This window comes from Ruegeria sp. YTSC002 (assembly GCF_059609845.1).
The window spans coordinates 130,360-153,743 of the sequence record NZ_JBXWML010000002.1; the positions used below are offsets into that span (position 1 = coordinate 130,360).

General features: G+C 57.4%; 23 protein-coding genes and 1 tRNA gene. 9 read left to right on the plus strand and 15 right to left on the minus strand.

Annotation, left to right across the window (positions count from 1 at the left end; all coding sequences use genetic code 11):
* Nucleotides 1-150 precede the first annotated feature (150 nt).
* The 3 genes from AC2FFD_RS05765 to AC2FFD_RS05775 all read left to right on the plus strand — a co-directional run bounded on the left by AC2FFD_RS05765 (nt 151) and on the right by AC2FFD_RS05775 (nt 2,888).
* Nucleotides 151-912 carry a DUF6478 family protein gene (locus AC2FFD_RS05765; protein ID WP_496872425.1) on the plus strand — a complete coding sequence of 254 codons (762 nt, stop codon included), beginning with the start codon at nt 151-153 and terminating at the stop codon, nt 910-912.
* An 11-nt stretch (nt 913-923) separates the two neighbouring features.
* Entirely contained in the window at nt 924-1,283 is a 360-nt protein-coding gene (locus AC2FFD_RS05770; RefSeq protein WP_480684955.1) for a hypothetical protein, read from the plus strand.
* 78 nt (nt 1,284-1,361) lie between these two features.
* Nucleotides 1,362-2,888: an MFS transporter gene (locus AC2FFD_RS05775; protein WP_496872428.1), complete on the plus strand. Its 1,527-nt coding sequence runs from the start codon at nt 1,362-1,364 to the stop codon at nt 2,886-2,888.
* Between the two features lie 42 nt (nt 2,889-2,930).
* Here the strand turns inward: AC2FFD_RS05775 and AC2FFD_RS05780 are convergent, their stop codons facing one another.
* From AC2FFD_RS05780 to AC2FFD_RS05810, 7 genes are all read right to left on the minus strand, one after another.
* Nucleotides 2,931-4,271 carry a S41 family peptidase gene (locus tag AC2FFD_RS05780; protein ID WP_170345285.1) on the minus strand — a complete coding sequence of 447 codons (1,341 nt, stop codon included), beginning with the start codon at nt 4,269-4,271 and terminating at the stop codon, nt 2,931-2,933.
* A gap of 6 nt (nt 4,272-4,277) precedes the next feature.
* Nucleotides 4,278-5,408 (minus strand): murein hydrolase activator EnvC family protein, encoded by a 1,131-nt coding sequence (locus AC2FFD_RS05785; protein ID WP_496872430.1) that lies wholly within the window; start codon nt 5,406-5,408, stop codon nt 4,278-4,280.
* Nucleotides 5,405-6,922, minus strand: coding sequence for a 2,3-bisphosphoglycerate-independent phosphoglycerate mutase (gpmI, locus tag AC2FFD_RS05790; RefSeq protein ID WP_496872432.1), 1,518 nt, complete (start codon nt 6,920-6,922; stop codon nt 5,405-5,407). Before gpmI ends, AC2FFD_RS05785 begins: the two co-directional genes overlap by 4 nt.
* Nucleotides 6,923-7,114: 192 nt before the next feature.
* Entirely contained in the window at nt 7,115-8,785 is a 1,671-nt protein-coding gene (locus AC2FFD_RS05795) for a sulfatase-like hydrolase/transferase (RefSeq protein WP_496872433.1), read from the minus strand.
* A 71-nt stretch (nt 8,786-8,856) separates the two neighbouring features.
* Nucleotides 8,857-9,093, minus strand: a complete 237-nt coding sequence (gene nqrM / locus AC2FFD_RS05800; protein ID WP_170345281.1) for a (Na+)-NQR maturation NqrM — start codon at nt 9,091-9,093, stop codon at nt 8,857-8,859.
* A gap of 15 nt (nt 9,094-9,108) precedes the next feature.
* Nucleotides 9,109-10,134, minus strand: coding sequence for an FAD:protein FMN transferase (locus AC2FFD_RS05805; RefSeq protein WP_496872435.1), 1,026 nt, complete (start codon nt 10,132-10,134; stop codon nt 9,109-9,111).
* Between the two features lie 66 nt (nt 10,135-10,200).
* Nucleotides 10,201-10,386, minus strand: a complete 186-nt coding sequence (locus AC2FFD_RS05810) for a hypothetical protein (protein ID WP_170345279.1) — start codon at nt 10,384-10,386, stop codon at nt 10,201-10,203.
* A 123-nt stretch (nt 10,387-10,509) separates the two neighbouring features.
* Here AC2FFD_RS05810 and AC2FFD_RS05815 point away from each other — a divergent pair, with 123 nt between their 5' ends.
* Nucleotides 10,510-11,034, plus strand: a complete 525-nt coding sequence (locus AC2FFD_RS05815; RefSeq protein WP_171119143.1) for a CBS domain-containing protein — start codon at nt 10,510-10,512, stop codon at nt 11,032-11,034.
* A gap of 11 nt (nt 11,035-11,045) precedes the next feature.
* Here AC2FFD_RS05815 and AC2FFD_RS05820 read toward each other — a convergent pair whose 3' ends face one another.
* Nucleotides 11,046-11,759, minus strand: coding sequence for a metallophosphoesterase family protein (locus AC2FFD_RS05820; RefSeq protein ID WP_425079677.1), 714 nt, complete (start codon nt 11,757-11,759; stop codon nt 11,046-11,048).
* 235 nt (nt 11,760-11,994) lie between these two features.
* On the opposite strand from AC2FFD_RS05820, the gene AC2FFD_RS05825 reads away from it, so the two are divergent.
* On the plus strand, nt 11,995-13,008 hold the full coding sequence (locus AC2FFD_RS05825; RefSeq protein ID WP_425079678.1) for an NAD-dependent epimerase/dehydratase family protein: 1,014 nt from the start codon (nt 11,995-11,997) through the stop codon (nt 13,006-13,008).
* 59 nt (nt 13,009-13,067) lie between these two features.
* Here the strand turns inward: AC2FFD_RS05825 and nqrF are convergent, their stop codons facing one another.
* The 6 genes from nqrF to AC2FFD_RS05855 are packed head-to-tail and all read right to left on the minus strand — an operon-like array spanning nt 13,068 to nt 18,940.
* A complete protein-coding gene (nqrF, locus tag AC2FFD_RS05830) occupies nt 13,068-14,291 on the minus strand; it encodes an NADH:ubiquinone reductase (Na(+)-transporting) subunit F (RefSeq protein ID WP_480684964.1) in 1,224 nt (407 codons plus the stop codon).
* A gap of 10 nt (nt 14,292-14,301) precedes the next feature.
* The gene (gene nqrE / locus AC2FFD_RS05835) at nt 14,302-14,910 is read right to left on the minus strand and encodes an NADH:ubiquinone reductase (Na(+)-transporting) subunit E (RefSeq protein ID WP_050603817.1); all 609 of its coding nucleotides are present in this window, start codon (nt 14,908-14,910) and stop codon (nt 14,302-14,304) included.
* Nucleotides 14,910-15,563: an NADH:ubiquinone reductase (Na(+)-transporting) subunit D gene (locus AC2FFD_RS05840; RefSeq protein ID WP_117873115.1), complete on the minus strand. Its 654-nt coding sequence runs from the start codon at nt 15,561-15,563 to the stop codon at nt 14,910-14,912. The genes nqrE and AC2FFD_RS05840 overlap by 1 nt, the downstream gene beginning before the upstream one ends.
* Nucleotides 15,563-16,390, minus strand: coding sequence for a Na(+)-translocating NADH-quinone reductase subunit C (locus AC2FFD_RS05845; protein ID WP_170345274.1), 828 nt, complete (start codon nt 16,388-16,390; stop codon nt 15,563-15,565). The genes AC2FFD_RS05840 and AC2FFD_RS05845 overlap by 1 nt, the downstream gene beginning before the upstream one ends.
* On the minus strand, nt 16,383-17,591 hold the full coding sequence (locus AC2FFD_RS05850) for an NADH:ubiquinone reductase (Na(+)-transporting) subunit B (RefSeq protein WP_170345273.1): 1,209 nt from the start codon (nt 17,589-17,591) through the stop codon (nt 16,383-16,385). The genes AC2FFD_RS05845 and AC2FFD_RS05850 overlap by 8 nt, the downstream gene beginning before the upstream one ends.
* Nucleotides 17,592-17,596: 5 nt before the next feature.
* Entirely contained in the window at nt 17,597-18,940 is a 1,344-nt protein-coding gene (locus tag AC2FFD_RS05855) for a Na(+)-translocating NADH-quinone reductase subunit A (RefSeq protein ID WP_496872438.1), read from the minus strand.
* Between the two features lie 297 nt (nt 18,941-19,237).
* Here AC2FFD_RS05855 and AC2FFD_RS05860 point away from each other — a divergent pair, with 297 nt between their 5' ends.
* From AC2FFD_RS05860 to AC2FFD_RS05870, 3 genes are all read left to right on the plus strand, one after another.
* Nucleotides 19,238-20,353 (plus strand): THUMP domain-containing class I SAM-dependent RNA methyltransferase, encoded by a 1,116-nt coding sequence (locus tag AC2FFD_RS05860; protein WP_496872439.1) that lies wholly within the window; start codon nt 19,238-19,240, stop codon nt 20,351-20,353.
* A gap of 397 nt (nt 20,354-20,750) precedes the next feature.
* A tRNA-Pro gene (locus AC2FFD_RS05865) sits at nt 20,751-20,827 on the plus strand.
* A gap of 370 nt (nt 20,828-21,197) precedes the next feature.
* Nucleotides 21,198-21,395, plus strand: coding sequence for a hypothetical protein (locus AC2FFD_RS05870; RefSeq protein WP_170345270.1), 198 nt, complete (start codon nt 21,198-21,200; stop codon nt 21,393-21,395).
* A 228-nt stretch (nt 21,396-21,623) separates the two neighbouring features.
* Here the strand turns inward: AC2FFD_RS05870 and AC2FFD_RS05875 are convergent, their stop codons facing one another.
* Nucleotides 21,624-22,973, minus strand: a complete 1,350-nt coding sequence (locus tag AC2FFD_RS05875; protein ID WP_496872441.1) for a cytochrome-c peroxidase — start codon at nt 22,971-22,973, stop codon at nt 21,624-21,626.
* Here AC2FFD_RS05875 and AC2FFD_RS05880 point away from each other — a divergent pair.
* Nucleotides 22,911-23,381, plus strand: coding sequence for a tetratricopeptide repeat protein (locus AC2FFD_RS05880; protein WP_170345269.1), 471 nt, complete (start codon nt 22,911-22,913; stop codon nt 23,379-23,381). The genes AC2FFD_RS05875 and AC2FFD_RS05880 overlap by 63 nt on opposite strands.
* Nucleotides 23,382-23,384 lie beyond the last annotated feature (3 nt).

The following is a 23,384-nucleotide window of genomic DNA, read 5'->3' on the forward strand; positions in this document are numbered from 1 at the left end:
AGACCGGGTCAGTTTCAGCATGTTGCACCTAACCAGATTGCGGGCAGACCCCAACAGGAAAACACAAAGCTTCGACAGCAATTCAGTTATTGCGGTTTTGTTCATGCCGTTGTTCTTGACTAAGGCCGAACATTATCGGACGACGTGGCCATGGGCAGGATTCTGGATCGCTATTTTCATCGCAAGATTCTGAGGCGCTGGCGCCGGGCCGCGCATCAGGCGCCGTTTGCCAGCCAGGCGGATTTGCGTTTGCAACGGGATCAGGCCCGCGGTTTGCGCAGGCATCTTGATCATTTGATTCAGCAGGCAGACAGCCGCCTGATCCGGCCAACGATTGGGTCCACGCAATTTCCCAAACCCGTCGGAACAGACTGGAGCTGCCGACCCGACCTATGGCGCGGACCTCTGACGCAACCGGGTGTGGCTTCGGCGCCGCGAAAGACCGTTCTGGACCGTCAGGTCAGCCTGTTCCACGATTGCCCGCTTTCCGAAATTGCCGTGCGGCAAATCCGAAACAGAGGGGACAGAGATCTGGCTCCGTTCAGTCTCGTGGTCGAGGTTTTCAGCTTTGGGGGATCCTTTCTGTCCGTTTCGGTCGAATTGCCTGAGGACGCTGCAATTCACCTAACGCGCGAGCACCTTGTGAGGGTGGAAACCCTGATCGAGTGTGAAAAGCCATTGGGCGTGTTCGCGCGCCTCAACATTCAGCACGGGCCCAATATGGAACAGGTGTTGCGAAGCCTTGATCCCGGCGAGGTGTCAAAAGCCGTGGATTTTGATCTTGCGCACCTTCCCCTGAATGAGCGCAGGATCGAAAAAATGTGGCTGGATCTGATTTTTGAATCGCCCGAAATGAATCGCATGGTGGTCCGGGATCTTACGTTTTGCCGTTTTCATCGCGCCGATTTGTGAGAAGATCAGTCATGACGCAGACCAAGCTAACCTTCATCCGTTTCGAAAACGGAATCTGGCAAGGCCACATTCAAGCCAGCAATACGCCAAACCCCGAGGTAAGCTATCAGGGCGAAACCCTGAGCGATGTTGACCTGTCGCCCGCAGAAGACGGATGGGACTTGCGCATTCAGGTGCCTGTTGCCGCTCTATCCGAAGGCGTCCACACGTTCGTCGTTGCAGATGCAACCACGACCGAGAAACTGGGAAGCTTCACCGTGATTGCCGGTGAGCCCGCCGCAGATGATCTCAGGGCCGAAATTGATTTGCTGCGGGCTGAGCTGGATATGCTGAAACGCGCTTTCCGCCGGATCTGCCGAGACGACCCCTGATCCGTTCCGGCCGGTTTTCCCGTCAATCTTGCCAGATTCGTGCATCATCAGCGTTTTCAGAGCGGATCGCGCCTTGTCATGGATCGCAGCAGCATAGTCAAAGTCATCGCGTTGATGGTGACAGGGTTTGGCATCGGCATCGATTTTACCGGTGCCCTGATGCTGGTGCCTGCGATCGAAAACAGCTTTGACGCCGATATCACCAGCACCCAATGGGTTCTGAACATCTATGCCTTGTTTTTCGCCATGACCATGGTCGCAGGCGGACGGCTTGGCGACATGTACGGCCACCGCAGGATGATGCTTTTTGGCCTGTCGATCTTTCTGTTTTCCTCGGTCATGTGCTTTGTTTCGCCCAGTCTTGATTTTCTTGTCATTGCGCGTGCGCTGCAAGGCATCGGCGCGGGTTTTGTGTGGCCCTGCACGCTGGCCTTCGGGGCAACCAAAGTATCAAAACCAGAACATCGAGCCTTGGTGATGGGGCTTATTCTGGCGGGTGTGACGACCGGCAACGTGTTTGGCCCGATGATCAGCGGCTTGGCTGTGAACCTGGGAGAGTGGCGGTATTTCTTCCTCGCCAATGTGGTCTTTTCCTGCATTTCGATGGCCACCGCGCTGATCCTGATGGAACGGGAAACCCACCACAAAAAGGGTGAGCATCTCGACCTCGCCGGAATGGGTGTTTTGTCCTTTGCCGTATTAATTCTGCTTTACGGTCTGGATGTGGGCGCGGATTGGGGATGGACGTCCGTTCCGTTGGTGATGCTGTTTTTCATCAGCGCTGCGCTTTTCATTCTGTTCCCCAAAGTCGAAAAACGCGTGACAGAGCCGCTGCTTTTGCCGCAGATGATGCAAAACCGCGAGTTTCGCATCACCCTTGGCCTGAACATGTTCAACGTGTCCGCGGCTTTTGTGGGGCTGCTGTATTTCCCGCAATACATGCAAAAGGTGCTGGGCTGGTCGACGTTTGAATCTGCACTGGGCCTGGCGCCGCTAACCGTGTTGCTTGCCGTGGGATCAATTGTTTCAGGCACGCTTTACAATGATTTTGGCCCCAAGCGGTTGCTGTTCTGGGGGTATCTGATTGCCACGATTGGGGCCGCGACGATTGTGGTGATGCCCAGCGATCTGGGGTACTATCGTATCCTGCCCGGCATGGCGATGATCGGACTGGGCGCAACCCTGACCGTTGGGCTGTCCGGCACGGCTGCAGTGTGTGCCGTGAAGCCGGAACGGGCTGGGCTGGTTGGCGGCCTGAGCTTCATGACCCACCTGGTTTATGGCGCAATCTCTGTCGCCTGCGCCACGGCCATCATGTACGTCGTCAGCCTGTCTGAGCTTCGCCAGTATGTGGCCGCTTCGGGCATCAAGCTGACGGAAGCAGAGCTTCGCGCGATCAACGGCGGAACACTTGATACGCCATCCGCCCACGCGGTTATCAGCCGGTTGTCACCTGGCGAGGCAGAGACGGTTCAACGGGCATTGTCGGCAGCGTTTGACAGCGGGATGAGTATGGCTTTCGTCTTTTCGGCCTTGTCCGTTTCGGTCGGTCTCGTTCTGGCGCTGCTTCTCGACGAAAAGAAACTGCACCGGATCGAAAGCTGAAACCGGTCCGAAAGGGCTGCGACATGCGCAGCCCTTTGCGTTTTACTGTGACGGCCCGTTGGGGTTGAAGGCCGACAACCCCTTCAGGATATCAATGGCATAGGCCAGCTGGTAATCCTCTTCCCTCAGCTCTGCCGTTGCCTGAGCCTTGGCGCGATCTTCCTCGATCTGGCGGATCTCGTCTTCGCTCAGGCTGTCATTGTTGAGGCTGCCGCGCAGGTCGGCCTCGGACCGTGAACGGGCATTGGTTTCTTCCTCTTCCGGTTCAGGCGCCGGGCGGGGTTGTTCCACGATGATATCAGGGCTGACGCCCAGAGCCTGAATCGACCGCCCTGACGGGGTGTAATACCGGGACGTGGTCAGGCGCATCGCACCATCGCCCCGCAGCGGCATCACCGTCTGAACCGACCCCTTGCCGAAGCTTTTGGTGCCGACGACGATAGCGCGGCGATGATCCTGCAAGGCACCGGCAACGATTTCGGACGCAGAAGCCGAACCGCCATTGATCAGCACGACAATGGGTTTGCCTTCCGCCAGATCGCCGGGGGTGGCATTGAACCGCTCACCCTCTTCCGGGTCCCGTCCACGGGTCGAGACGATTTCACCTTCGTTCAGGAACGCATCCGAAACTTTGATGGCCTGTGTCAACAGACCGCCCGGGTTGTTGCGCAGGTCCAGTACGACACCATTGACCTTGTCGATGCCACCGGCTTCTTCGATCTGTTCCCGTAACCCTTCCTGCAAGTTGGGGAAGGTCTGATCATTGAAGGTCGTTACGCGCAGGACGACGCTCGTGCCTTCGGTGCGCGCACGAACGGCGGTCAGCTTGATCGTGTCACGGATAATGGTGACGTCGAAGGGATCAGGCTCGCCTTCGCGCACGACGGTAATGACGATCTCGGAGCCGACCGGACCCCGCATCAGATCCACCGCCTTGTCCAGCGTCAGGCCCAGAATGCTTTCGCCATCCACATGTGTGATGAAATCGCCGGCTTCGATCCCGGCCTCGTCAGCGGGTGTGTCGTCTATGGGAGACACGACTTTGACAAAACCGTCTTCCTGCGTGACCTCAATGCCCAGCCCACCGAACTCGCCCCGGGTCTGCACGCGCATCTGTTCGGCATCATCGGGCGAGAGATAACTGGAATGCGGATCAAGAGAGGTCAGCATGCCATCGATTGCAGCCTCGATCAGTTCTTCGGGCTCGACTTCTTCGACATATTGTGCGCGGATGCGCTCGAAAATGTCACCGAACAGGTCAAGCTGTTCATAGACGCTGGCCTTGTTCACGGCCTCTTGCGCCAACAGGGGGCCTGCGATCTGCGTTGTTGCAAGAATGCCTGCCAACGTTCCGGCCAAACCGGCCATCACAAATTTCTTCATACTCGTTTATCCATCCTTGTCGGTCCGAAACCACGTTTCCGGGTCCACCGGGCTGTTATCTTCTCTTACCTCTATATAGAGCGTTTCTGGGCGATCAGTTCCAGTGCCATCACCGCTTGTTGACAATATTGCGCCGATTTCCGGCGTTTCACCCGGCATCAGGCCAACCGGAGTGCCTTTGGGGATCACCTGCCCGGGTTGACCATAGACCTCTTGCAAGCCCGAAAACACGAACAACAGGCCCGGTTGCGGCTCCAGAATGACCAGGTTTCCCAGATCCAGCAATGGCCCGCGATAACGGATCGTGGCCGCGGTCGGGGATGTTACAAGCGCCCGGGAACGGGTGCCGATGACCAGACCTGCGCGGGCGACGCCTGCGGCGTCCGGTTCACCGGCCTTGTGCAGCATGACGCCCTGCACCGGCAAGGGAATCTGTCCTTTCTGATCCAGGATGCTTGCGTCGGTTTCAATGATCTCACCTTCCGAGATTTCTGACAGACCGCTTGCAAAGCCATCCAGAGTCTCGGTCGAAGATATCAGAATGGCCGTGCGCACCGGGTCTTCGACAAACCGACGCGGCAAATCGGTGCGATCGGCAATCGCTTCGCTCAACTTTGTGCGGGCATCCTGCACACCGCGCAGCCCTTCGGTCAAAGTTTCCGAGGCGCTTTGTTGCAGCAGACGCAAGGTCTGAACCTCTTGCAGGTCCTGCGCCAGCGCTTGCGCTTTTGCATTGAGCCCAGGCGTGACCTCAGACAGCATCATTCCGGCCCGCGCCGCGCCCAATGGGCCTGAAGGGTGCAGCATCAGCACTGGCGGTGCGGTCGTTTCGATGGTCTGCAATACGCCAAGCAACTGCCTGACGTCCTTCTCACGCGCGCTCAGTTGCGCGCTCAGTTGCGCTTCGCGTGTTGCAGCCTTGCGCAGACCGGTCCGCATCGTGCTCAGCCCGGCCTCATAGGCTTGTATCGTTTTGGTCAGCGCCCGCACCCGATCCCTTGCGCCTTCTGCTTCGCTCAGAGAGATCGACGCCTGTTCCAGCATCCTTGCCGCATCCAGTGCTGCCCGAGAAGAGTCGGCCTGGGCAAGGGCCTGACAAGCTGAAAGCAGCACAATCGCTAGGGCGGTCAGCCTCATGACAGCAGGCTTTCTCCGGTCATTTCCGCCGGTTTGGGCAGGTTCATCAAGTCAAGCAGCGTCGGCGCCAGATCAGATAACCGCCCCTGACGCACCTGCGCGTCCTCTGGCCCTCCGACCAAAGCTATGGGCACCGGGTTCAGCGTGTGCGCCGTATGCGGGCCGCCGGTCTCCGGATCAACCATCACTTCGCAGTTACCGTGATCGGCGGTGAGGATCATTGCACCACCTGCTTTTTCCAAGGCGGCAACGACCTGAGCCAACCCTGCATCAACGGCCTCGCATGCCTTGATCGCAGCTTGAAGATCGCCGGTATGCCCGACCATATCAGGGTTGGCGTAATTGGTTACGATCAGGTCGTAGCCTTGTTCAATCGCCTCGACAAATTTGGCTGTGACCTCGGCCGAGGACATCTCGGGTTGCAAGTCATAGGTCGCAACCTTGGGTGACTTGGGCATAAAGCGATCTTCACCCTGTTCAGGGGTTTCCTTGCCCCCATTCAGGAAAAAAGTGACATGGGGGTATTTTTCGGTTTCAGCCAGCCGGAACTGACGCAACCCCTGCTTGGCGACCCATTCCCCGAGCGTGTTCACAATCGCCCGTTTCGGAAAAACCGTGGTCATATATGCGTTATGACCGTCCGAATACTCTACCATACCCAGCAGCGCCGACAGTTTCGGCCGCGGCCCGGTTTCGAACTCGGCAAAGCCCGGTTCACCAATCGCGCGCAGGATTTCGCGAGCACGATCTGCACGGAAGTTAAGGCAGAAAAAGCCATCGCCGTCGGTGACGCCCTTGTAACCTTGCAACACGGTTGGCGTGATGAATTCGTCAGACTCAGATTGCTTGTAGGCATGGTCCACGGCGCCATGTGCGGTGCTGGCGACCCTGCCCTTGCCGTTGATCATCGCGTCATAGGCTTCTGCGATCCGTTCCCAGCGATTGTCGCGATCCATGGCGAAATAGCGACCGCTTACCGTGACAACACGAGCCCCCTCGGGCAGCCGTTCTTCCAACTGGGAAAGATAGGTCAGCGCAGATTTGGGGGCCACGTCGCGCCCGTCCGTGACGGCATGAAGGGCGACCGGAACACCGGCATCCGTAATGGCCTTGGTTGCCGCGATGATGTGGTTCAGGTGCCCGTGGACACCACCGTCCGAGACCAACCCCATGAGGTGAGCCGTCCCCCCTGAGGATTTGACCTTGGAAATGAAAGCCTGCAACGCCTCATTGCCAAAGAATGAACCGTTTTCGATAGCCAGGTCGATCTGACCCAGATCCATGGCCACAACACGGCCCGCGCCTATGTTTGTATGACCGACTTCGGAGTTACCCATCTGCCCGCTGGGCAGACCTACATCCGGGCCATGCGTTGTCAGTGTGGCATGCGGGCATTTGGCCATGATCGCGTCAAAGGTCGGCGTATTCGCCAGATGGGGCGCATTCGCCTGTGTGTCGTCTGACACGCCCCACCCATCAAGAATGCACAGAACAACGGGTTTGGGGGTTGGCATTGAAATTCTCCGATTACTGCTCTTGGGTCTTCTTCTAGCGTCTGGCCGGCAAGGGGTGAACCATCTTTGCGGCAAATTACGCAGAATTAATCAAACGGCCTGCCAGCTTCGGGCCATCGCTGGAAGACAACGGTCCCCTGCATTTTTCGACGCAGAGCCATCATGGTATGATCGGTGGAAACCCGGACGAGACTAGCCTTTGAGGTAACGCGTGTATGGCTTTGCCTTGCGGTTGCGATACTTGACCGTCAGTTCCAGCGGCGTGTCGTTTTCATCATAGATACCGATCATGATGCCCGTACCCCCGCTTCGGGTCCGCATATCGATCAATTGCTGTTCGGACCGGGTGGTGCGCTGTGACGGGCGCCGCGCCCAGGCAAACAGATGGTCGTACATTTGCGCGATGACATCCGAATGATCCGCGCTGTCACCCAGATCCACCAGTTCCTCGGGGTCGTTTTCCAGATCGAACAGGATCGGCCGGTACCCGCCCTCGCAATGGATGAGCTTCCACTTTTCATTCGCGACCATGAACATCACCGCGTCGCGAACGGATACGTTCAACCGCTGCGCAATGGGTGAGGCGGAATAGTCATACTCGCAGATCGCGACCTGTCGGGGCGTTTTGTCGGACTGACCATGCAGGATCGGCAGCAGGGAATGCCCCTCGAGAATATGTCCGGCATTTTCGCCACCTGCCAGTTCCAGAAACGTCGGCGCAAGATCGATCGACTCGACCAGCGCGCCGCAGGTGGTGCCGCGCGTGAGGTCCGCTTCGGGTGACGGGTCATAAATGATCAGCGGCACTTTGGTAGAGGCATCGTGGAAGAAAGTCTTCTCACCCATCCAGTGGTCGCCCAGAAAATCACCGTGATCTGAGGTCAGCACGATCATCGTGTCGTCCATCCTCCCGGTTTTCTCCATCCAGTCGAACAGGCGGCCCATCTGGTCATCAGCTTGCTTGATCAGCCCCATGTAAGCCGGGATCACCGCCTCGCGGACATCCTTTCGTGAAAATGCCTGCCCGACCTTGGTATCCATGAAGGCCTTCAGGACGGGGTGGGCATTCTTTCGCTCAGCTTCCGAGCGGACCACGGGCACGACATGTTCGGGCCCGTACATCGAAGCGTAAGGTTCCGGCACGATGTAAGGCCAGTGAGGCTTGATGTAGCTGAGGTGACAGCACCAAGGTCCGTCATGGCTGTCCATGAACTCGATTCCACGGGTGGTCAGATATGGTGTTTCACTGTCCTCTTCCGCGATGTTTGCAGGCTCGGATGAATTCTTCAGGAACCAGCCCGACAGCACGTTGCCATCCGCATCCAGACCGGAATTGGCAAAGTCATGCCACGGATTGTCGCTCTCGTACCCCTTGTCTGCAAGGTAATGGTTGTATTTCTTTGCCCCGTCCGGGTCATAGAATCCATCCGGACCCTCGGCACGCAACCCGTCATCGCGTTCGAACACGTCAAACCCGCATTCCGCGACGCGGGCGCCGATGACGCTGTCGGGCTCCAGCCCAAGACGGGCCATCCCCTCGGCATCCGCGGCCATATGGGTCTTGCCGACCAGCCAGCAATCCATTCCCGCTTTGCGCAGGTGGTCGCCCAACGTGATCTCACCCACTTTCAGAGGGATGTTGTTCCATGAGGCCCCATGGGAATGCACATATCGTCCGGTATAGGTCGACATGCGGGAACTGCCGCAAATCGGCGACTGGATGTAGGCACGGTCAAAGCGGACACCGCGCGCGGCCAGACGATCGATATTCGGAGTATGCAGATGTGGGTGCCCATAACAGCTCAGATAATCCCAGCGCAGCTGGTCGAACATGATGAACAGGATATTCTTTGCCTTGGCCAACGCGGTGCCTCCCCGAAAGTCATGGGGACCTAGTTAGCCACTTCCATCCGCAGAGCGAAGCAAAACTTGCTTCAGGTCTGCTGTTCCATCTGTTCCAGCATCTTCCTTGCACGTTTGCATTGCAATTGGTCGCGCAGCGGGCTGTCCGGGTCGACATCCTTTTGGCACACAACGCATTTATCGGCGCCCGAGATCGCATTCAGGCCACCGCAGCTGCCTTTGATGGTCTTGCCCATCAGCATGACACCCAATGACATACCGACCATGACAAGCGCCAAAAGAATAAAGGCCAGAATAAAAGTACTCATCTCGGTTCCTGCCTGTCAGTTGGTTCCCAAAGCGTCTTTGAACGCGGTGCTGTGCGACGTAATATAGGCATCTTCGCCGCCTGTCACATCCCGCGAAATGAAGTACACGGCAAGTTTGTGCTTTTCCGCAATGTCCATTCCCTTCTCGTGACCCAACGCCAGCATGGCTGTTGCCCAGGCATCCGCCAACATTGCGTTTTCCGCCAGAACCGTGACAGAGGTCGTGCGATGTGTGATCGGGCGTCCCGTTGTCGGATCGATGATATGCGAATAACGCACACCATCCTGTTCGAAGAAATTCTTGTAGTCACCCGAACTGGCCATGCCGCGATTATCCAGGGAAACGATCAATTGAATGCTCTGAGCACCCGTTTCAGGCTTTTCGATGCCAATGCGCCAGGCTTCGCCCTGCTCATTCTTGCCTTTGGCAACAAGATCACCACCGATCTCGACAAGGTAATCGTCGATACCGGCATCCTGCAAAGCGCCGGCAACCGCATCGATGCCATAGCCCTTCGCAATCGCCGACAGGTTGATGCCCACCTGCGGATCAGCCTTCGACAGCGTGCCGGCTTCGGTGTCGAGCGTCAGCAGACGGGCTTGCCCGACGCCGCTTAACGCCGCCTCGATTTCGGCATCCGATGGCACGGGATCCTCGGGCTTGCGTGGGCCAAAGCCCCAAAGTTCGATCAGCGGGCCCAGAGTTACGTCAAAGGTTCCGCCGGTTTTTTCGTGCACGTCATTGGCTGCCGAAAGGACCAGCGCGAGTTCGTCCGAGACCGGAACGGGGGCTGTGCTGGTTGCAGCGGAAAAGACGGAAACCTCGGATTTTGGATCCCAGTTGGACATCTTGGCGTTCACCTCGGCCAGCGTCTCTTCGACAGCCGCGGCCAATCCGGCCTCATCAAGATCTTCGCCGATCGCGGTTATGTTGAAGGTCGTGCCCATCGTTTCGCCCGACAGACGAACCACCTCGGGTTCTTTGTCGAACAAACAGCCGGAAAGAAGGGTGGCAACGGCCAGTAATGGCATAAGACGCATCGGGCGATCTCCGGGAAATTCTGTGCCCGGCATATGCCAGTGGCCCCTGCCAGAGTCAAACTGCGATCACATCTTCAGCGGCAGGAATCCCAGCACCAACAGGCCGACCCCCGCCGGCACGCCAAACAACCACGCACGCTTTTGCCAACCCGGCGGCTGTTGCTTCCACGCCATGCGAAAATTATGACCGCATACAACAACGGCAAAGAAGATCAATGCCGCTATGGGTGGAGTAAGATAGAGTTCACTCAATGGCTTGAACGTCCTTTCCGGGCCCGCGTTTTTGCCGATCGGCGCAATTGCACCCTATACAGGTCGTTTAGCTGCGCTAAGGTGAAAGGGAAAGACTTTGCAAGAACCACAAGGAGATTGCCCATGGCTCCAACCTCTTACCAGTCGCCCTCGCGTGGCGACAAGGCTGACAAGACGACGTACAGCCAGTCAGCGGAATCGAACCTGTCGCATTCGCAGACAACCGTGGCCAAGCTGCTTGAAGGTAAAGGGGACGCGGTTTTTTCGGTGCGACCAAATGACACCATCCATTCTGTGGTCAACACGCTGAAGGAAAAGCGGATCGGTGCTGTTCTCGTGACGGATCAGAACGGGGCATTGCAGGGGATTTTGTCAGAGCGCGACATCGTTCGGCGCATGGCAGACACACCCGGCCAGACCCTTCCGCAATCGGTCGAAGATCTCATGACCAGGGATGTTAAGACCTGCACACCGGACGATCTGCTGAATGAAGTTCTGAAAACGATGACCGAGGGCCGTTTTCGCCATATGCCGGTGCTGCGCGACGGTCACTTGTGCGGCGTCATCACGATCGGAGACGTTGTCCACTTCCGCCTCAAAGAGCTGGAATATGAAGCGCTTCGCATGAAGCAAATGATCGTCGGTTAACGGCCCACTGTTCACACGGTCGAGGTGAACCGAACACTGCCGGCGTTGATCTCGGCGGCTGTCAACCGACCCGAAGCGAAAGCGCCCGTGTCAAGCGACACCACCTGGTTCCTGACCCGGGGGAGGTCCACGATGGTGTGGCCATGCACCACCCATTGACCATCGCTGCGGGCCAGCCTGGGAAACATGGGATGTCCCCAGAGGCAAATCTGGCGATCCTGGGCCTCAGCCGGATGTCGGGGGTCCAGGGCCGCATGAACGAAAGTGACGTTGCCAGTGGTCCAGGTCAAAGGCCGGTCGGCAAGCCAGTTGATCAGGCTTTCCCCCATCTTAAGGCGAAGATCATCCGCCAGTTTTCGAATCTGCTGGTTGTTGTCGATATCCCCGGGCGGTTTCAACCCGAAAGACGCCAGTGTATGTACACCCCCATTTTGAAACCAAAGCCGGGCGTTGCGTTCCGGCGCCTCCAGGAATTGCAACAGAAACTCTTCGTGGTTTCCAAGAAGACATTGAACGCGTCCTCCTGACGTCTCGCTCAGGTGAAACAGGTGGCGCAGCACCTGCGCGCTGTATGGCCCCCGATCAATGTAATCTCCGACAAAGACCAGCAAGCTCTGATCGTCCAGTCGGGGCAACAACGCCTGCAACAAGTCCAGACGACCGTGAATATCGCCCACGGCCGTCACTTTCTCGGCCGGAGCGATGTCGCAAGACACTGCATTCATTGTCCGCCCCGCCCTGCGGTCGAACCACCGTCTGATCCAGTTCGTAATCATACATGTTGATCCCTATCCTTCTCGCCCATTGGCGGCAATGAGCATCTGATTGAATCAGCAAAGAGTTGACCAATGACGTCTGGATGTTCGATATGACCTTCAGCGCAGTTCAGAATGTTTGACCCGGCATCAGGGGCAGTACCTTTTGTTCGGCGATGATCGTGCAGGGCGTTTTGAGGGTTCTATGAAACGGGTTTTGATTACGGGCTCTGCGGGGTTCATCGGGTTCCATTTGGCGAAGCTGCTGTTAGAGGAAGGGTTCCGCGTGCATGGATACGACGGGATGACGGATTACTATGATGTGGTCCTGAAACAGCGTCGCCATCAAATTCTGCTTCAGACACCCGGATTCACGGCAACCGAGGATCGGTTGGAAAATTATGATCGGCTGTTGCAGGTCGCCGAAGAATTTCAGCCGGAAGTCATCGTTCATCTGGCGGCTCAGGCCGGTGTGAGACACAGTTTGGAACACCCCCGCAGCTATGTTGAATCGAATGTCGTCGGAACATTCAACGTGATGGAAATTGCACGACAACATAAGGTGGATCACCTTTTGATGGCATCGACCTCTTCGATTTACGGTGCCAACGAAGATATGCCGTTCACCGAGACGGAAAAAGCCGACACCCAACTGACCATCTATTCCGCGACAAAGAAGGCGAATGAGGCGATGGGGCATTCCTATGCGCATCTGTGGGATTTGCCTACGACCATGTTCCGCTTCTTTACCGTCTACGGCACCTGGGGACGGCCGGACCTGGCGTATTTCAAATTTGTCGCTGCCATCCTGGATGGCCGCCCGATCGACATTTACAATCACGGCGACATGTACCGGGATTTCACCCATGTCCAAGACCTTGTACGCGGCATCAGATTGTTGATCGACGCGCCTCCGGTGCGGCCAGCCCGTCGTGAGGATATCGAGGACGGAGACAGCCTGTCGCCCGTCGCGCCCTACCGCATCGTGAATATCGGCAACGGAGAAAAAGTGCGCCTGATGGATTTCATTGAAGCCATCGAACAGGCCGTGGGGCAGAAGGCGATCAAGAACTTCATGCCGATGCAGTTGGGTGATGTTCATGCCACCTGGGCGGACAATCGGCTGCTGCAAAAACTGACGAATTATCGTCCTCAGACAGACCTGAAAGACGGCATCACCCAATTCGTCGCGTGGTATCGGGATTATTACGGAAAATAACGCGGGCCGACCGCCAAATGAAAGAACCGGCGCCTTCCACGCCGGTTCTTTTTTGTTCCCTACCCGCCGAAATCGTCGAGCATGATGTCTTCGCGGTCCACGCCCAGATCCAGCAGCATGTTGATGACCGACTGGTTCATGATTGGCGGACCACACATGTAGTATTCGCAATCCTCAGGCGCGGGATGGTTCTTGAGGTACTCTTCGTACAGAACGTTGTGGATGAAGCCGGTATAGCCTTTCCAATTGTCCTCGGGTTGCGCGTCCGACAAGGCCACATGCCATTCGAAATTGTCGAATTCTTCAGCCAGACTGTCGAAGTCTTCGACAAAGAACATCTCTTTCTTCGACCGCGCACCGTACCAGAAGCTGATCTTGCGGTTGCGGTTCTGAAGACGCTTGAGCTGATCGAAGATATGGCTGCGCATTGGTGCCATACCGGCGCCGCCGCCAATGAAGACCATCTCTTTGTCCGTATCACGGGCAAAGAATTCGCCGAATGGACCTGAAATGGTGACCTTGTCACCCGGCTTCAGGTTGAAGATGTATGACGACATCTGGCCCGGCGGAATGCCTTCGGACCCCGGCGGCGGCGAGGCCACGCGGACGTTCAGCATGATCATGCCCTTTTCGTCCGGGTAGTTGGCCATCGAATAGGCGCGTTCGATGGGTTCGGTCACGACCGATTCATATTGCCACAGATTGAAGCGATCCCAATCCTCGCGATATTCCTCTTCAATGTCGAAATCCGTGTATTTCAACTTGTGTGCAGGGGCTTCGATCTGGATGTAGCCACCGGCGCGGAAGTTCACGTCCTCGCCCTCGGGCAGGTCCAGAATCAACGCCTTGATGAAGGTCGCTACGTTCTCGTTCGACCGAACGGTACATTCCCATTTCTTGACGCCGAAGACTTCTTCCGGAACTTCAATTTCCATGTCCTGCTTGACGGCCACCTGGCAAGACAGGCGATCACCACACGACGCTTCGCGTTTCGTGATATGGCTTTCTTCGGTTGGCAGGATCGACCCGCCCCCCGAATGCACCCGCACCCGACATTGCGCACAGGTGCCGCCGCCACCGCAGGCCGAAGGAACAAACAGCTTCTCGGCAGCCAGTGTCTGAAGCAGCTTGCCACCTGCCGGAACGGAAATGGTCTTTTCGCCGTTGATCGTGATGTTGACGTTGCCAGTCGATACCAGCTTGGATCGGGCGGCCATGATAATGGCCACCAATGCCAGAACGATTAAGGTGAAAAGAGCTACGCCTAAGGTAAAGGTTTCCATCAACGCCCCCTTACAGTTTCACGCCCGAGAAGGACATGAAGGCCATAGCCATCAGACCTGCGGTAATGAAAGTAATGCCCAGACCTTGCAGACCATCGGGGATGTCCGAATATTTCAGCTTTTCCCGCACTCCGGCCATTGCCGTGATTGCCAGCGCCCAGCCAAAACCGGAAGACAAGCCATAAGTCGCCGCCTCGGCAAAGTTATAGTCACGCTCCACCATGAACAGCGACCCGCCAAGGATGGCGCAATTCACCGTGATCAGTGGCAGAAAGATCCCCAGCGCGTTGTAAAGCGGTGGGAAATACTTGTCCAAAACCATCTCAAGGATCTGCACCATTGCCGCGATCACGCCGATATAGGAGATCAGGCCAAGGAAGGTCAGGTCAACATCCGGGAACCCGGCCCAGGCCAGCGCACCCGGTTTCAGCAGATAGTTCAGCAGCAGGTTGTTGGCAGGTACGGTGATGGCCTGCACGACCATGACCGAAATCCCCAGACCCAGCGCTGTCGAAATCTTCTTGGATACGGCGATGAAAGTGCACATGCCAAGAAAAAAGCTGAGCGCAAGGTTTTCGACAAAGATGGCCTTTACGGCCAGTGAGATCAGACCTTCCATCAGTGGGCCTCTACCTGCTGAATTTTGTATTCACGCTCTTCCACCTGGTTCGGCTTCCAGGTGCGGAAGGCCCAGATGATCAGACCGATGATGAAGAACGCCGAAGGCGGCAACAGCAGCATGCCGTTGGGCACGTACCAGCCGCCGTTGTTGACGGTTTCGAGAATCGTGATGCCGAACAGCGACCCTGCCCCGAACAGCTCGCGAATGAAGCCGACCAGCAGCAGGATCAGGCCATAGCCCATGCCGTTGCCCATACCGTCGATGAAGGACGCAACCGGAGGGTTCTTCATCGCAAACGCCTCGGCGCGGCCCATCACGATGCAGTTGGTGATGATCAGGCCGACGAAAACCGAAAGGGTTTTCGATATCTCAAAGGCATAGGCCTTCAGTATCTGATCCACCAGGATCACCAACGACGCGATGATCACCATCTGCACGATGATCCGGATCGAGCCCGGGATCTGGTTGCGCAGGCACGAAATGAAGAAGGACGAAAACGAGGTCACGAAGATCACCGCCAGCGCCATCACCATCGACACTTGCAACGATGATGTCACCGCAAGTGCTGAACAGATGCCCAGCACCTGCAATGTGATCGGATTGTTGTCGACAAGCGGGTCGACCAGCATCTCTTTTTTGGTCTGCGACATCAAATCTCTCCTGCTTGCAGTTTGGCCAGGAAGGGACCATAGCCCGCATCGCCCATCCAGAATTTCACAAGGTTATCGACGCCGACCGACGTCAGCGTGGCCCCAGCCAGCGCATCGACATAGAAATCTGGCCCGGCTGCGGGCTGCGATTTGGCAACGGTGATTTGCAGTTCACCTGCTTCGTCGCGCAGCTTTTTCCCGTTCCACAAGGCTTTCCAACGTGGGTTGTCCACTTCGGCCCCAAGACCCGGAGTTTCACCATGCTGATAGAATTGCAGGCCGTAGATATCGTTGCCGTTATTCTCAAGCGCGATAAAGCCATAGAGCGTCGACCACAGACCGTATCCGTGCAGAGGCAGGATCACCTTGTCCAGATCACCCGCATCATCGCGCAGCAGATAGATAACGCGGTACTTGGATTTGCGTCCGATACCGGCGGGGTCGTTGTCCAGCGCGACGCTCAGCTCGGGATCGCTGGCGGCGGCGATGTCGTCAAACGTGGTCGGATCAAACTGATCATCGACGAAGGTGCCTGTGGACAGCTCCAGCACATGTGGTTCGAAGGCGGCAAAAGCCTCTGTTACGTCGATGCCCGGCTCGAACACGCCCGCAACTTGCAGAACGTTTACCTGTTTGTCCTTCAGGCGGTTGGCCTCTTGCACCGGGCGCAGGCTGACTGCGGCCGCGGACACAACCATCGAGGCGACCAGACAGACGGCAACGGCGATGAAGATCGTCTTGCCAACAGAATCCGGCGAGGCCGCCAGGAATTTGGCCAGTACGCCCTTGGGTGCCTCGTTTTGATCTGGGGATTGCGTATCAGACATGGCGACGCGCCCTCCGTTTGATGTTGGCTTGCACGACGAAATAGTCGATCAGCGGTGCAAAGACGTTGCCGAACAGGATTGCCAGCATCATGCCTTCGGGGAAAGCCGGGTTGATCACGCGGATCATCACGACCATGACACCGATCAGCGCGCCGTAGATATAGCGACCCACATTGGTGTGGCTGGCCGAAACCGGTTCAGTCACCATAAAGGCCAGGCCGAAAGCATAGCCACCCAACACGATATGCCAGTACCATGGCATCGCGAACATCGGATTGGTGTCCGATCCGATCAGGTTCAGCAACAAAGTAAAGCCGATGGTACCGGCCAGACAGCCCACAATCAGGCGGTAGTTGGCGATCCTGGTCATCAGAAGGAAGGCCAGACCGATCATGCAGGCCAGTGTCGATGTCTCGCCAAAGCTGCCTTGAATGGTGCCGAAAAACGCGCTCGACCAGGTTATGCCTTCGGCGGCCAGCGCCTGCACGCCTTCGGCCGCAGACACGCCCAATGCAGTCGCGCCCGAGAACCCGTCAACGGGTGTCCAGACTGCATCACCCGACATCTGCGCCGGATAGGCGAAATACAAAAACGCCCGTCCCACAAGCGCGGGGTTGAGAAAGTTCTTGCCGGTGCCCCCGAACACTTCCTTACCGATCACAACACCGAAGATGATGCCCAAAGCCACCTGCCACAGGGGAGTGGTTGCAGGCATGATCAGCGTGTACAGCATTGATGTCACAAGGAAGCCTTCGTTCACCTCGTGGCCGCGCACGGTGGCAAAGATGACCTCGAAGATACCGCCCGCGACCAGCGTGACGATGTAGATCGGAAGGAAATACATCAGACCATGCATGACGTTGGCAAAGATGCTGGACGGGTCCAGCGAAATTCCGAACATCTGCAACAAGGCAATCCGCCAGCCGGTGGCCGATTCCGGACCCAGCAAAGCAATCGCCGAGTTTGCCTGATAACCAGTGTTCCACATCCCCCATAAGATACAGGGGATCGTCGCGATCACGACATAGGTCATGATCCGTTTCATATCCACGTAAGACCGCGCGTGCGGCGCCACCGTGGTCACGGTTTTCGGAGTGTAGATAAAGCTTTCCACCATCTCGTAGATGGGAAAGAACTTCTCGTACTTGCCGCCCTTGGTAAAGTTCGGCTCGATCCTGTCAAAGAAGCTGCGCAAACCCATTCGGCTCAGCCCTCCTTTTCAATTTTGGTCAGGCAGTCGCGCAGCGCCAGCCCGTATTCATATTTCGCCGGACAGGCAAAGCCCACAAGGCCCAGATCCTCTTCGTCCAGCTCCAGCGCACCCAGGGCCTGGGCAGTGTCCGTATCCATTACCAGCAGCGCCCGCAGCAACTGAGTGGGCAGATAGTCCTGCGGCATCAGGTCTTCGAAAACACCTGTGGGCACCATGGCACGACGACCGCCGTTCAGGTTGGATGTGAACGCATACAGCTTCTTGGCGAATGCCGAACCCAATACAGGCTGCACCGCATATTTCGACGGCATCGGACGAATCCAGCCCAACGGGATTTGATCGGGATCTTCACGGATGATGCTGATCTGGCGCGCGAACCGGCCCAGATAGGCGGTCGGGCCCTCAGCGTGCCGGCCCGACAGGATCGAACCCGAAATGATGCGGGGCGTGCCGTCTACATTGACTTCGTCGCGGGTCAGATCGTCAGTTGATGCGCCCATCACGGTACGGATCAAACGCGGTTGACGCGCACACGGCCCCGTCAGGGCAATCACGACCTTCGGATCCAGATGACCGGTCTGCATCAGGCGGCCAATGGCGATGACATCCTGATACCCGATGGTCCAGACCTGCTTGTCGCCTGCAAGGGGTTCGAGAAAGTGAATATGCGTTCCGGCCAGGCCCGATGGGTGTGGGCCTGCGAAAGATGCGGTTTCGACACCGGCGACTTCTGCGCCGGGTATCGTGTCACCCTCTTTTTGGCAAAGATAGGTTTTGCCCTCGGTCAGTGTGCTGACTGCCGCCAAACCGGCGGTAAACTCTTCGGGCGCCTCGGCAATGATCGTGGCAGCGTCAGCGGCCAGCGGGTCACTGTCCATGGCGGTGACAAAGATCGCATCCGGTTTGATGCCGGGCTCCGGCATTTTCGAATAGGGACGCGTGCGGAACGACGTCCACAGGCCGGCGGCGCACAGCTTGGCTGTCACGCCTTCAGCGCTGTCAGCATCCCCTATGCCCGAGAAATCCAGCCCGGCGTCATTGGCGTCGGTCACTTCGATCACGACGCTTTGCAGCACCCGACGGGCACCACGGTTGATCGCGACGACTCTGCCACTGACCGGGGCGACCATCATCGCGTCAGGCGCGTCCTTGTGGCAGAACAGCGGCGTGCCGCGCACAACACTGTCGCCTTCCTGCACCAGCATCTTGGGTTTCAGGCCGATGTAGTCACCGCCCAGGACGCCTACGGTCGAGTATTCCGGGCCCGGGTGAATGGTCTGGTCAGGAGCGCCTTCCACTGGCAGATCCAGCCCTTTTTTCAGTTTGAAAGTTTGCATGTTGCTACGTTCTTCCAAGCCTCTTTTCTGCGCCAGCTCTGCCAACGCCCTTTCGGGGTCATGCAATAGCGCGGTTTTTTCGAACCTCCGTCGCAGAAGCGTCGAAAACGGTCCAAATTCCGCAGGCGTATTTCCGATCAAGGACCCTTTACGCGGGGAAGGTCACAAACGCAAACCTGTTACCGCCAAAACTTGAGGGCGAACCACACAATCCTGCGATTGATCGGTCATTTCTTCTGAATCCATGGCGCATAATTGCATATCGCGCCCACCAAGGTTCCAGTGTAAGCAACCGGAATGGAAAAAGACACAGATTTGGAAATCTTTCTGGTTGCCACGCCGGGCCTCGAAGCGCCTCTCGGTGACGAGGCGGAACTCAACGGATTCGCGCAGGTCAGAACTGTACCGGGCGGCGTGACATGCCGGGGTTCATGGCCCGAGGTCTGGCGCGCCAATCTGACGCTGCGCGGCGCCAACAAGGTTCTGGTGCGACTGGGCAGTTTCCCCGCCGTACACCTTGCCCAATTGGACAAACGTGCTCGGAAATTCCCTTGGGGCACCGTTTTGCGTCCTGACGTGCCGGTCAAGGTGGAAGCCATCAGCCGCAAATCCAGAATTTATCACGCCGGGGCAGCGCGTCAGAGGATCGAGCGGGCAATATCCGAGACATTGGGCACCTCGATTTCATCCGACGCGAACCTTCGGGTCTTGCTTAGAATCGAGAAAGACATCTGCACGATCTCGGTCGACAGTTCTGGCGAGCTGTTGCACAAGCGCGGCCACAAGGAAGCCATTGCCAAGGCTCCAATGCGCGAAACAATGGCCGCCATGTTTCTGAGAGAGTGTGGCTACTCGGGCGATGAACCCGTACTGGACCCGATGTGCGGATCGGGTACCTTCGTGATCGAGGCCGCCGAGATCGCTCTGGGCCTGCGCCCTGGCCGCTCCCGCAGTTTTGCATTCGAAGACCTGGTGGGCTTTGACCCTGATCAGTGGCAGGAAATGCGGCAGGAAACAAAGACGGCGGAATGCGCGCTTACCTTCTACGGCTCGGATCGCAACTCCGGCGCGGTTGACGCGGCGACTGCCAATGCCGAAAGGGCCCAGGTCAGTGATGTGACACGGTTTCAACAGCGTTCCGTCAGTGACATGAGACCCCCCGAAGGTCCTGCGGGGCTGGTCATTGTGAACCCGCCCTACGGGGCGCGAATTGGTGACGAAAGACGCTTGCGGTCGGTCTATGGTGCCATGGGCAAAACCCTGATGAACCGGTTCCGGGGATGGCGGGTCGGCATGATCACCAGCGCTCCGGGGCTTGCCCGGGCCACACGTCTGCCTTTGCTGGCGCCGGGGCCGGTCGTCGACCATGGTGGAACCAAAATTCGTCTGTACAAAACGGATGCCTTGCCGTGATTGCCTGGAAGGCTTCGCAGCCAATTCATGACGATGGCTGCGCGGGCGAGAGCGGACAAGACAACCACTGGGTTTCCGCCGCAAAGGCTTGCGATTCCCTTGTCTTTCAACGTGCCTGTGAACCAGTCGACGTCTTGGACCGGTGCAATCACGACCTGCCCGGCAGGGGCGAACAGGTTGGCGGACACCCTCGCGCGCCGGTCAACCAGAAGAATGCAATCTTGAAAACGTGCGTTTTTCGAACCGTGAACCCGGCGACCCGCTCAGATCACCGGGTTCCGAGCCCATTGCTCCGCTGCCATGTTTTTTCGGTTGTTGAGATCGAAAGATTCGGGTGATCGCAATACAGAATCCTCTTGCGCATCAGACGCGCCGCGTATAGATCACCCGCCACGGTCGGAGTGTAGCTCAGCCTGGTAGAGCACTGTCTTCGGGAGGCAGGGGTCGGAGGTTCGAATCCTCTCACTCCGACCAATAAATCAAGGCGCCCATGGGCGCCTTTGTTGTTTTCAAGACAGTGATCCGAGGTTCGTTGAACCTGAGCATTAGTCGAACACCAATGCACTGGCAGCTTTATGCAGGTGCTCGGGACTATAGCGTGCTCAAACGGACCTGGACCCGTCACGGAATTGTTCCGCTCCTTTAACTTGGTATTTTGCCACAAAGGAGAAACATCATGGCACGAAAACAACCTCGGAATTCCGCGCAGCTCATTGGGCTATCGTCCGCCTGCTCCGGAAAGCATCGTTCCGATAGACCAGATGCCCATGGTCTTGCCCCCTGAAACTGGTCCGAATTGAGTGCGAAGTTTTGGGTACATTTCCGGCAACAGAGGAGTGTACCGATGCCGAAGAAACGATATAGCGACGAACAGATTGCCTTTGCATCGAGGCAGGCTGCGCCACGGTGCGCAGCAATTCCTCGTGCCGGATCATGCCCGGCGATATTCGAAACCCGGCGGGCGCGTATTGCGGCCTTGCTGGTGGATTCATCCAATCCGGGGGTGGCGATAACGGTGCCGGTCGATATCGAACTCATCTGATACCGGGAACATTCCACTATCTAGAACAGTACCCCGGTTACCGATGTCGGTCTCGTGAGATTGAACTGGTTTGATACCGTATCATATGCCCGTATTTGTGTTTTGCGCCGCTCTGCGGAGGTTTTTTCTCTTCTGATCAACTCACTCCACGCTCTCGCCATAATGAAGCGCCAAGAAAGACGGCAGGATGCGATTTCTCTGGCTTTACCTTGATGATGTGAGAGATGGCTAAGGGGTAAACCCTTTCGGCACACCGAATATCGGAGAGTCTACGCTGCGACCTGTCAACGAATGCAGAAACGCAATCAGGTTTTCTATTTCCAGTTCCTCAAGCTGGATCGGATCAATGTCAATTCTTTTGCGTTGACGCTCCATTTCATAGTGGTCCTGCCAAACCAGGAAATCCGTTTTTTGCAACCATGGTACCTCGGGCAAGGCAGCCATGTGAGGAGTCCATTTGTCCAGGCTTGCCTGCGGGTCCAAATGATGGCGAATAACGCTTTCAAGATCGGGGAACGCGCCATTGTGACCGTAAGGCGCGGTCAGGGCAACGTTGCGCAGCATCGGGGTGCGGAATCTGTAAGCATCCTCAAGGCGGTTGCTTTCACCCATGCGGCCCACATCCCGGACGAAGGGGTCCCATTGTCGTGTGCGACCCGGCCCAAAGGGCGGCAAACCCAACGCATGGAACTTCTGATCTGACATGAGCGGCCCAGTGTGGCAGGTCGAGCAGCGAGCTTTGCCGTAGAAAAGCTTCATCCCCTCGATTTGTACCGTTGAAAGGGCATTCGAGTCGCCCGCAAGATAGTGGTCAAACGGGCTGTCGGTGCTACGCCACTCGATCGCCATGAAAGCGGCCAGAGCGTTGACGACTTGCGTGATCGTGATGTCCTCGGTCGTCTCGACCTCATCAAAGGCGGCGACGATGGCCGGACCATAGCGCGGATCGGTGCGGACGCGTTTCGCCAGAATGGGCCAGCCCTTGTCGATACGATCATGCACCGCGCCCGTGACCTCATTTTCGGCCACATTGCCCGCCATCTCGAATTGGGAGGTCAGGGGAAACAGAGCCTGTGCCGCAAGCAGAGAATTCAGGCCCTCGGGCAGCCACTCCTGCGCAGGGGAATTGAAGCCGTTGCCGTAGACGTCGGAAATGCTCAGCCTGCCGTCATGAAAGACGGTATGTATGTCCTTGGCCCCAAGGTTCCATAGGCCCGGTGAGTTGCGGGGGATGCGTTTGCGTATTCTGTCGGCCCCGGTGCCGGGTGTGCGGTCCGGTCCCAACCCCTGCCCGCCTTCTCCTATGCCAAGTGACAACCCGTCCGAGGTGCCGAAATCCGGGTGGTGACAATGGGCGCAGGCGATGTTGCGGTTGCCTGAAAGGATCGGGTCGTAAAACAGTTGATGACCGATGGCGGCCTGTTCCATATCAAAGGGGATAAAGTCATCATCGGTCAGCGGGCGCGGCAAATCCTGTGCCGCAGCGGCCCCGACCCAGAAGAAAGCAACGATCCCATGCGCCAGCTTGTTTTTGCCCTTTGCGTATTTGCTTCTCCGGCTCTGGCTGAACTGGAGCAAGCGCGCGATATGATGGAAGCCGGACAGTTTGCAGCCGCACGCAAGGAACTTCTTCCAGCCGCGCGCTCGGGCAACGCCGAGGCAGAAGAGCTGATCGGCGTGATGTACGGGCTGGGTTTGGGGGTCGAGCAGGATTACGAACGGGCTTTTGAATGGTATCTGCGGGCCTCGATGAAGGGGCATCCGGGGGCGCAGTCGGGCGTCGGCTGGTATTACGAATTGGGTCTGGGCATGCCCGCGCCCGATCTGGTGCGTGCGTATATGTGGTACACGCTCAGCGCCATTGGCGGCGACCCCGACGCGGCGATCAGCCTTGAGGAAGTGGTCAAGAAAATGTCGCCGGAGCAGATCGAAAAGGCGCATGTTCTGGTCAACGACTACAAAGGGTGGATGTACCCGTTTCGGTGAGGG

What these genes read in the sequence shown, in the direction of transcription:
- AC2FFD_RS05855 (WP_496872438.1), bottom strand. Translation starts at nt 18,940, where the DNA reads ATGCAAACTTTCAAACTGAAAAAAGGGCTGGATCTGCCAGTGGAAGGC.
- AC2FFD_RS05845 (WP_170345274.1), bottom strand. Translation starts at nt 16,390, where the DNA reads ATGTCTGATACGCAATCCCCAGATCAAAACGAGGCACCCAAGGGCGTA.
- AC2FFD_RS05770 (WP_480684955.1), top strand. Translation starts at nt 924, where the DNA reads ATGACGCAGACCAAGCTAACCTTCATCCGTTTCGAAAACGGAATCTGG.
- AC2FFD_RS05780 (WP_170345285.1), bottom strand. Translation starts at nt 4,271, where the DNA reads ATGAAGAAATTTGTGATGGCCGGTTTGGCCGGAACGTTGGCAGGCATT.
- AC2FFD_RS05775 (WP_496872428.1), top strand. Translation starts at nt 1,362, where the DNA reads ATGGATCGCAGCAGCATAGTCAAAGTCATCGCGTTGATGGTGACAGGG.
- AC2FFD_RS05805 (WP_496872435.1), bottom strand. Translation starts at nt 10,134, where the DNA reads ATGCGTCTTATGCCATTACTGGCCGTTGCCACCCTTCTTTCCGGCTGT.
- AC2FFD_RS05785 (WP_496872430.1), bottom strand. Translation starts at nt 5,408, where the DNA reads ATGAGGCTGACCGCCCTAGCGATTGTGCTGCTTTCAGCTTGTCAGGCC.
- AC2FFD_RS05825 (WP_425079678.1), top strand. Translation starts at nt 11,995, where the DNA reads ATGAAACGGGTTTTGATTACGGGCTCTGCGGGGTTCATCGGGTTCCAT.
- AC2FFD_RS05880 (WP_170345269.1), top strand. Translation starts at nt 22,911, where the DNA reads ATGCGCCAGCTTGTTTTTGCCCTTTGCGTATTTGCTTCTCCGGCTCTG.
- nqrF (WP_480684964.1), bottom strand. Translation starts at nt 14,291, where the DNA reads ATGGAAACCTTTACCTTAGGCGTAGCTCTTTTCACCTTAATCGTTCTG.
- AC2FFD_RS05815 (WP_171119143.1), top strand. Translation starts at nt 10,510, where the DNA reads ATGGCTCCAACCTCTTACCAGTCGCCCTCGCGTGGCGACAAGGCTGAC.
- AC2FFD_RS05765 (WP_496872425.1), top strand. Translation starts at nt 151, where the DNA reads ATGGGCAGGATTCTGGATCGCTATTTTCATCGCAAGATTCTGAGGCGC.
- AC2FFD_RS05860 (WP_496872439.1), top strand. Translation starts at nt 19,238, where the DNA reads ATGGAAAAAGACACAGATTTGGAAATCTTTCTGGTTGCCACGCCGGGC.
- AC2FFD_RS05840 (WP_117873115.1), bottom strand. Translation starts at nt 15,563, where the DNA reads ATGTCGCAGACCAAAAAAGAGATGCTGGTCGACCCGCTTGTCGACAAC.
- AC2FFD_RS05820 (WP_425079677.1), bottom strand. Translation starts at nt 11,759, where the DNA reads ATGAATGCAGTGTCTTGCGACATCGCTCCGGCCGAGAAAGTGACGGCC.
- nqrM (WP_170345281.1), bottom strand. Translation starts at nt 9,093, where the DNA reads ATGAGTACTTTTATTCTGGCCTTTATTCTTTTGGCGCTTGTCATGGTC.
- AC2FFD_RS05870 (WP_170345270.1), top strand. Translation starts at nt 21,198, where the DNA reads ATGCCGAAGAAACGATATAGCGACGAACAGATTGCCTTTGCATCGAGG.
- AC2FFD_RS05850 (WP_170345273.1), bottom strand. Translation starts at nt 17,591, where the DNA reads ATGGGTTTGCGCAGCTTCTTTGACAGGATCGAGCCGAACTTTACCAAG.
- nqrE (WP_050603817.1), bottom strand. Translation starts at nt 14,910, where the DNA reads ATGGAAGGTCTGATCTCACTGGCCGTAAAGGCCATCTTTGTCGAAAAC.
- gpmI (WP_496872432.1), bottom strand. Translation starts at nt 6,922, where the DNA reads ATGCCAACCCCCAAACCCGTTGTTCTGTGCATTCTTGATGGGTGGGGC.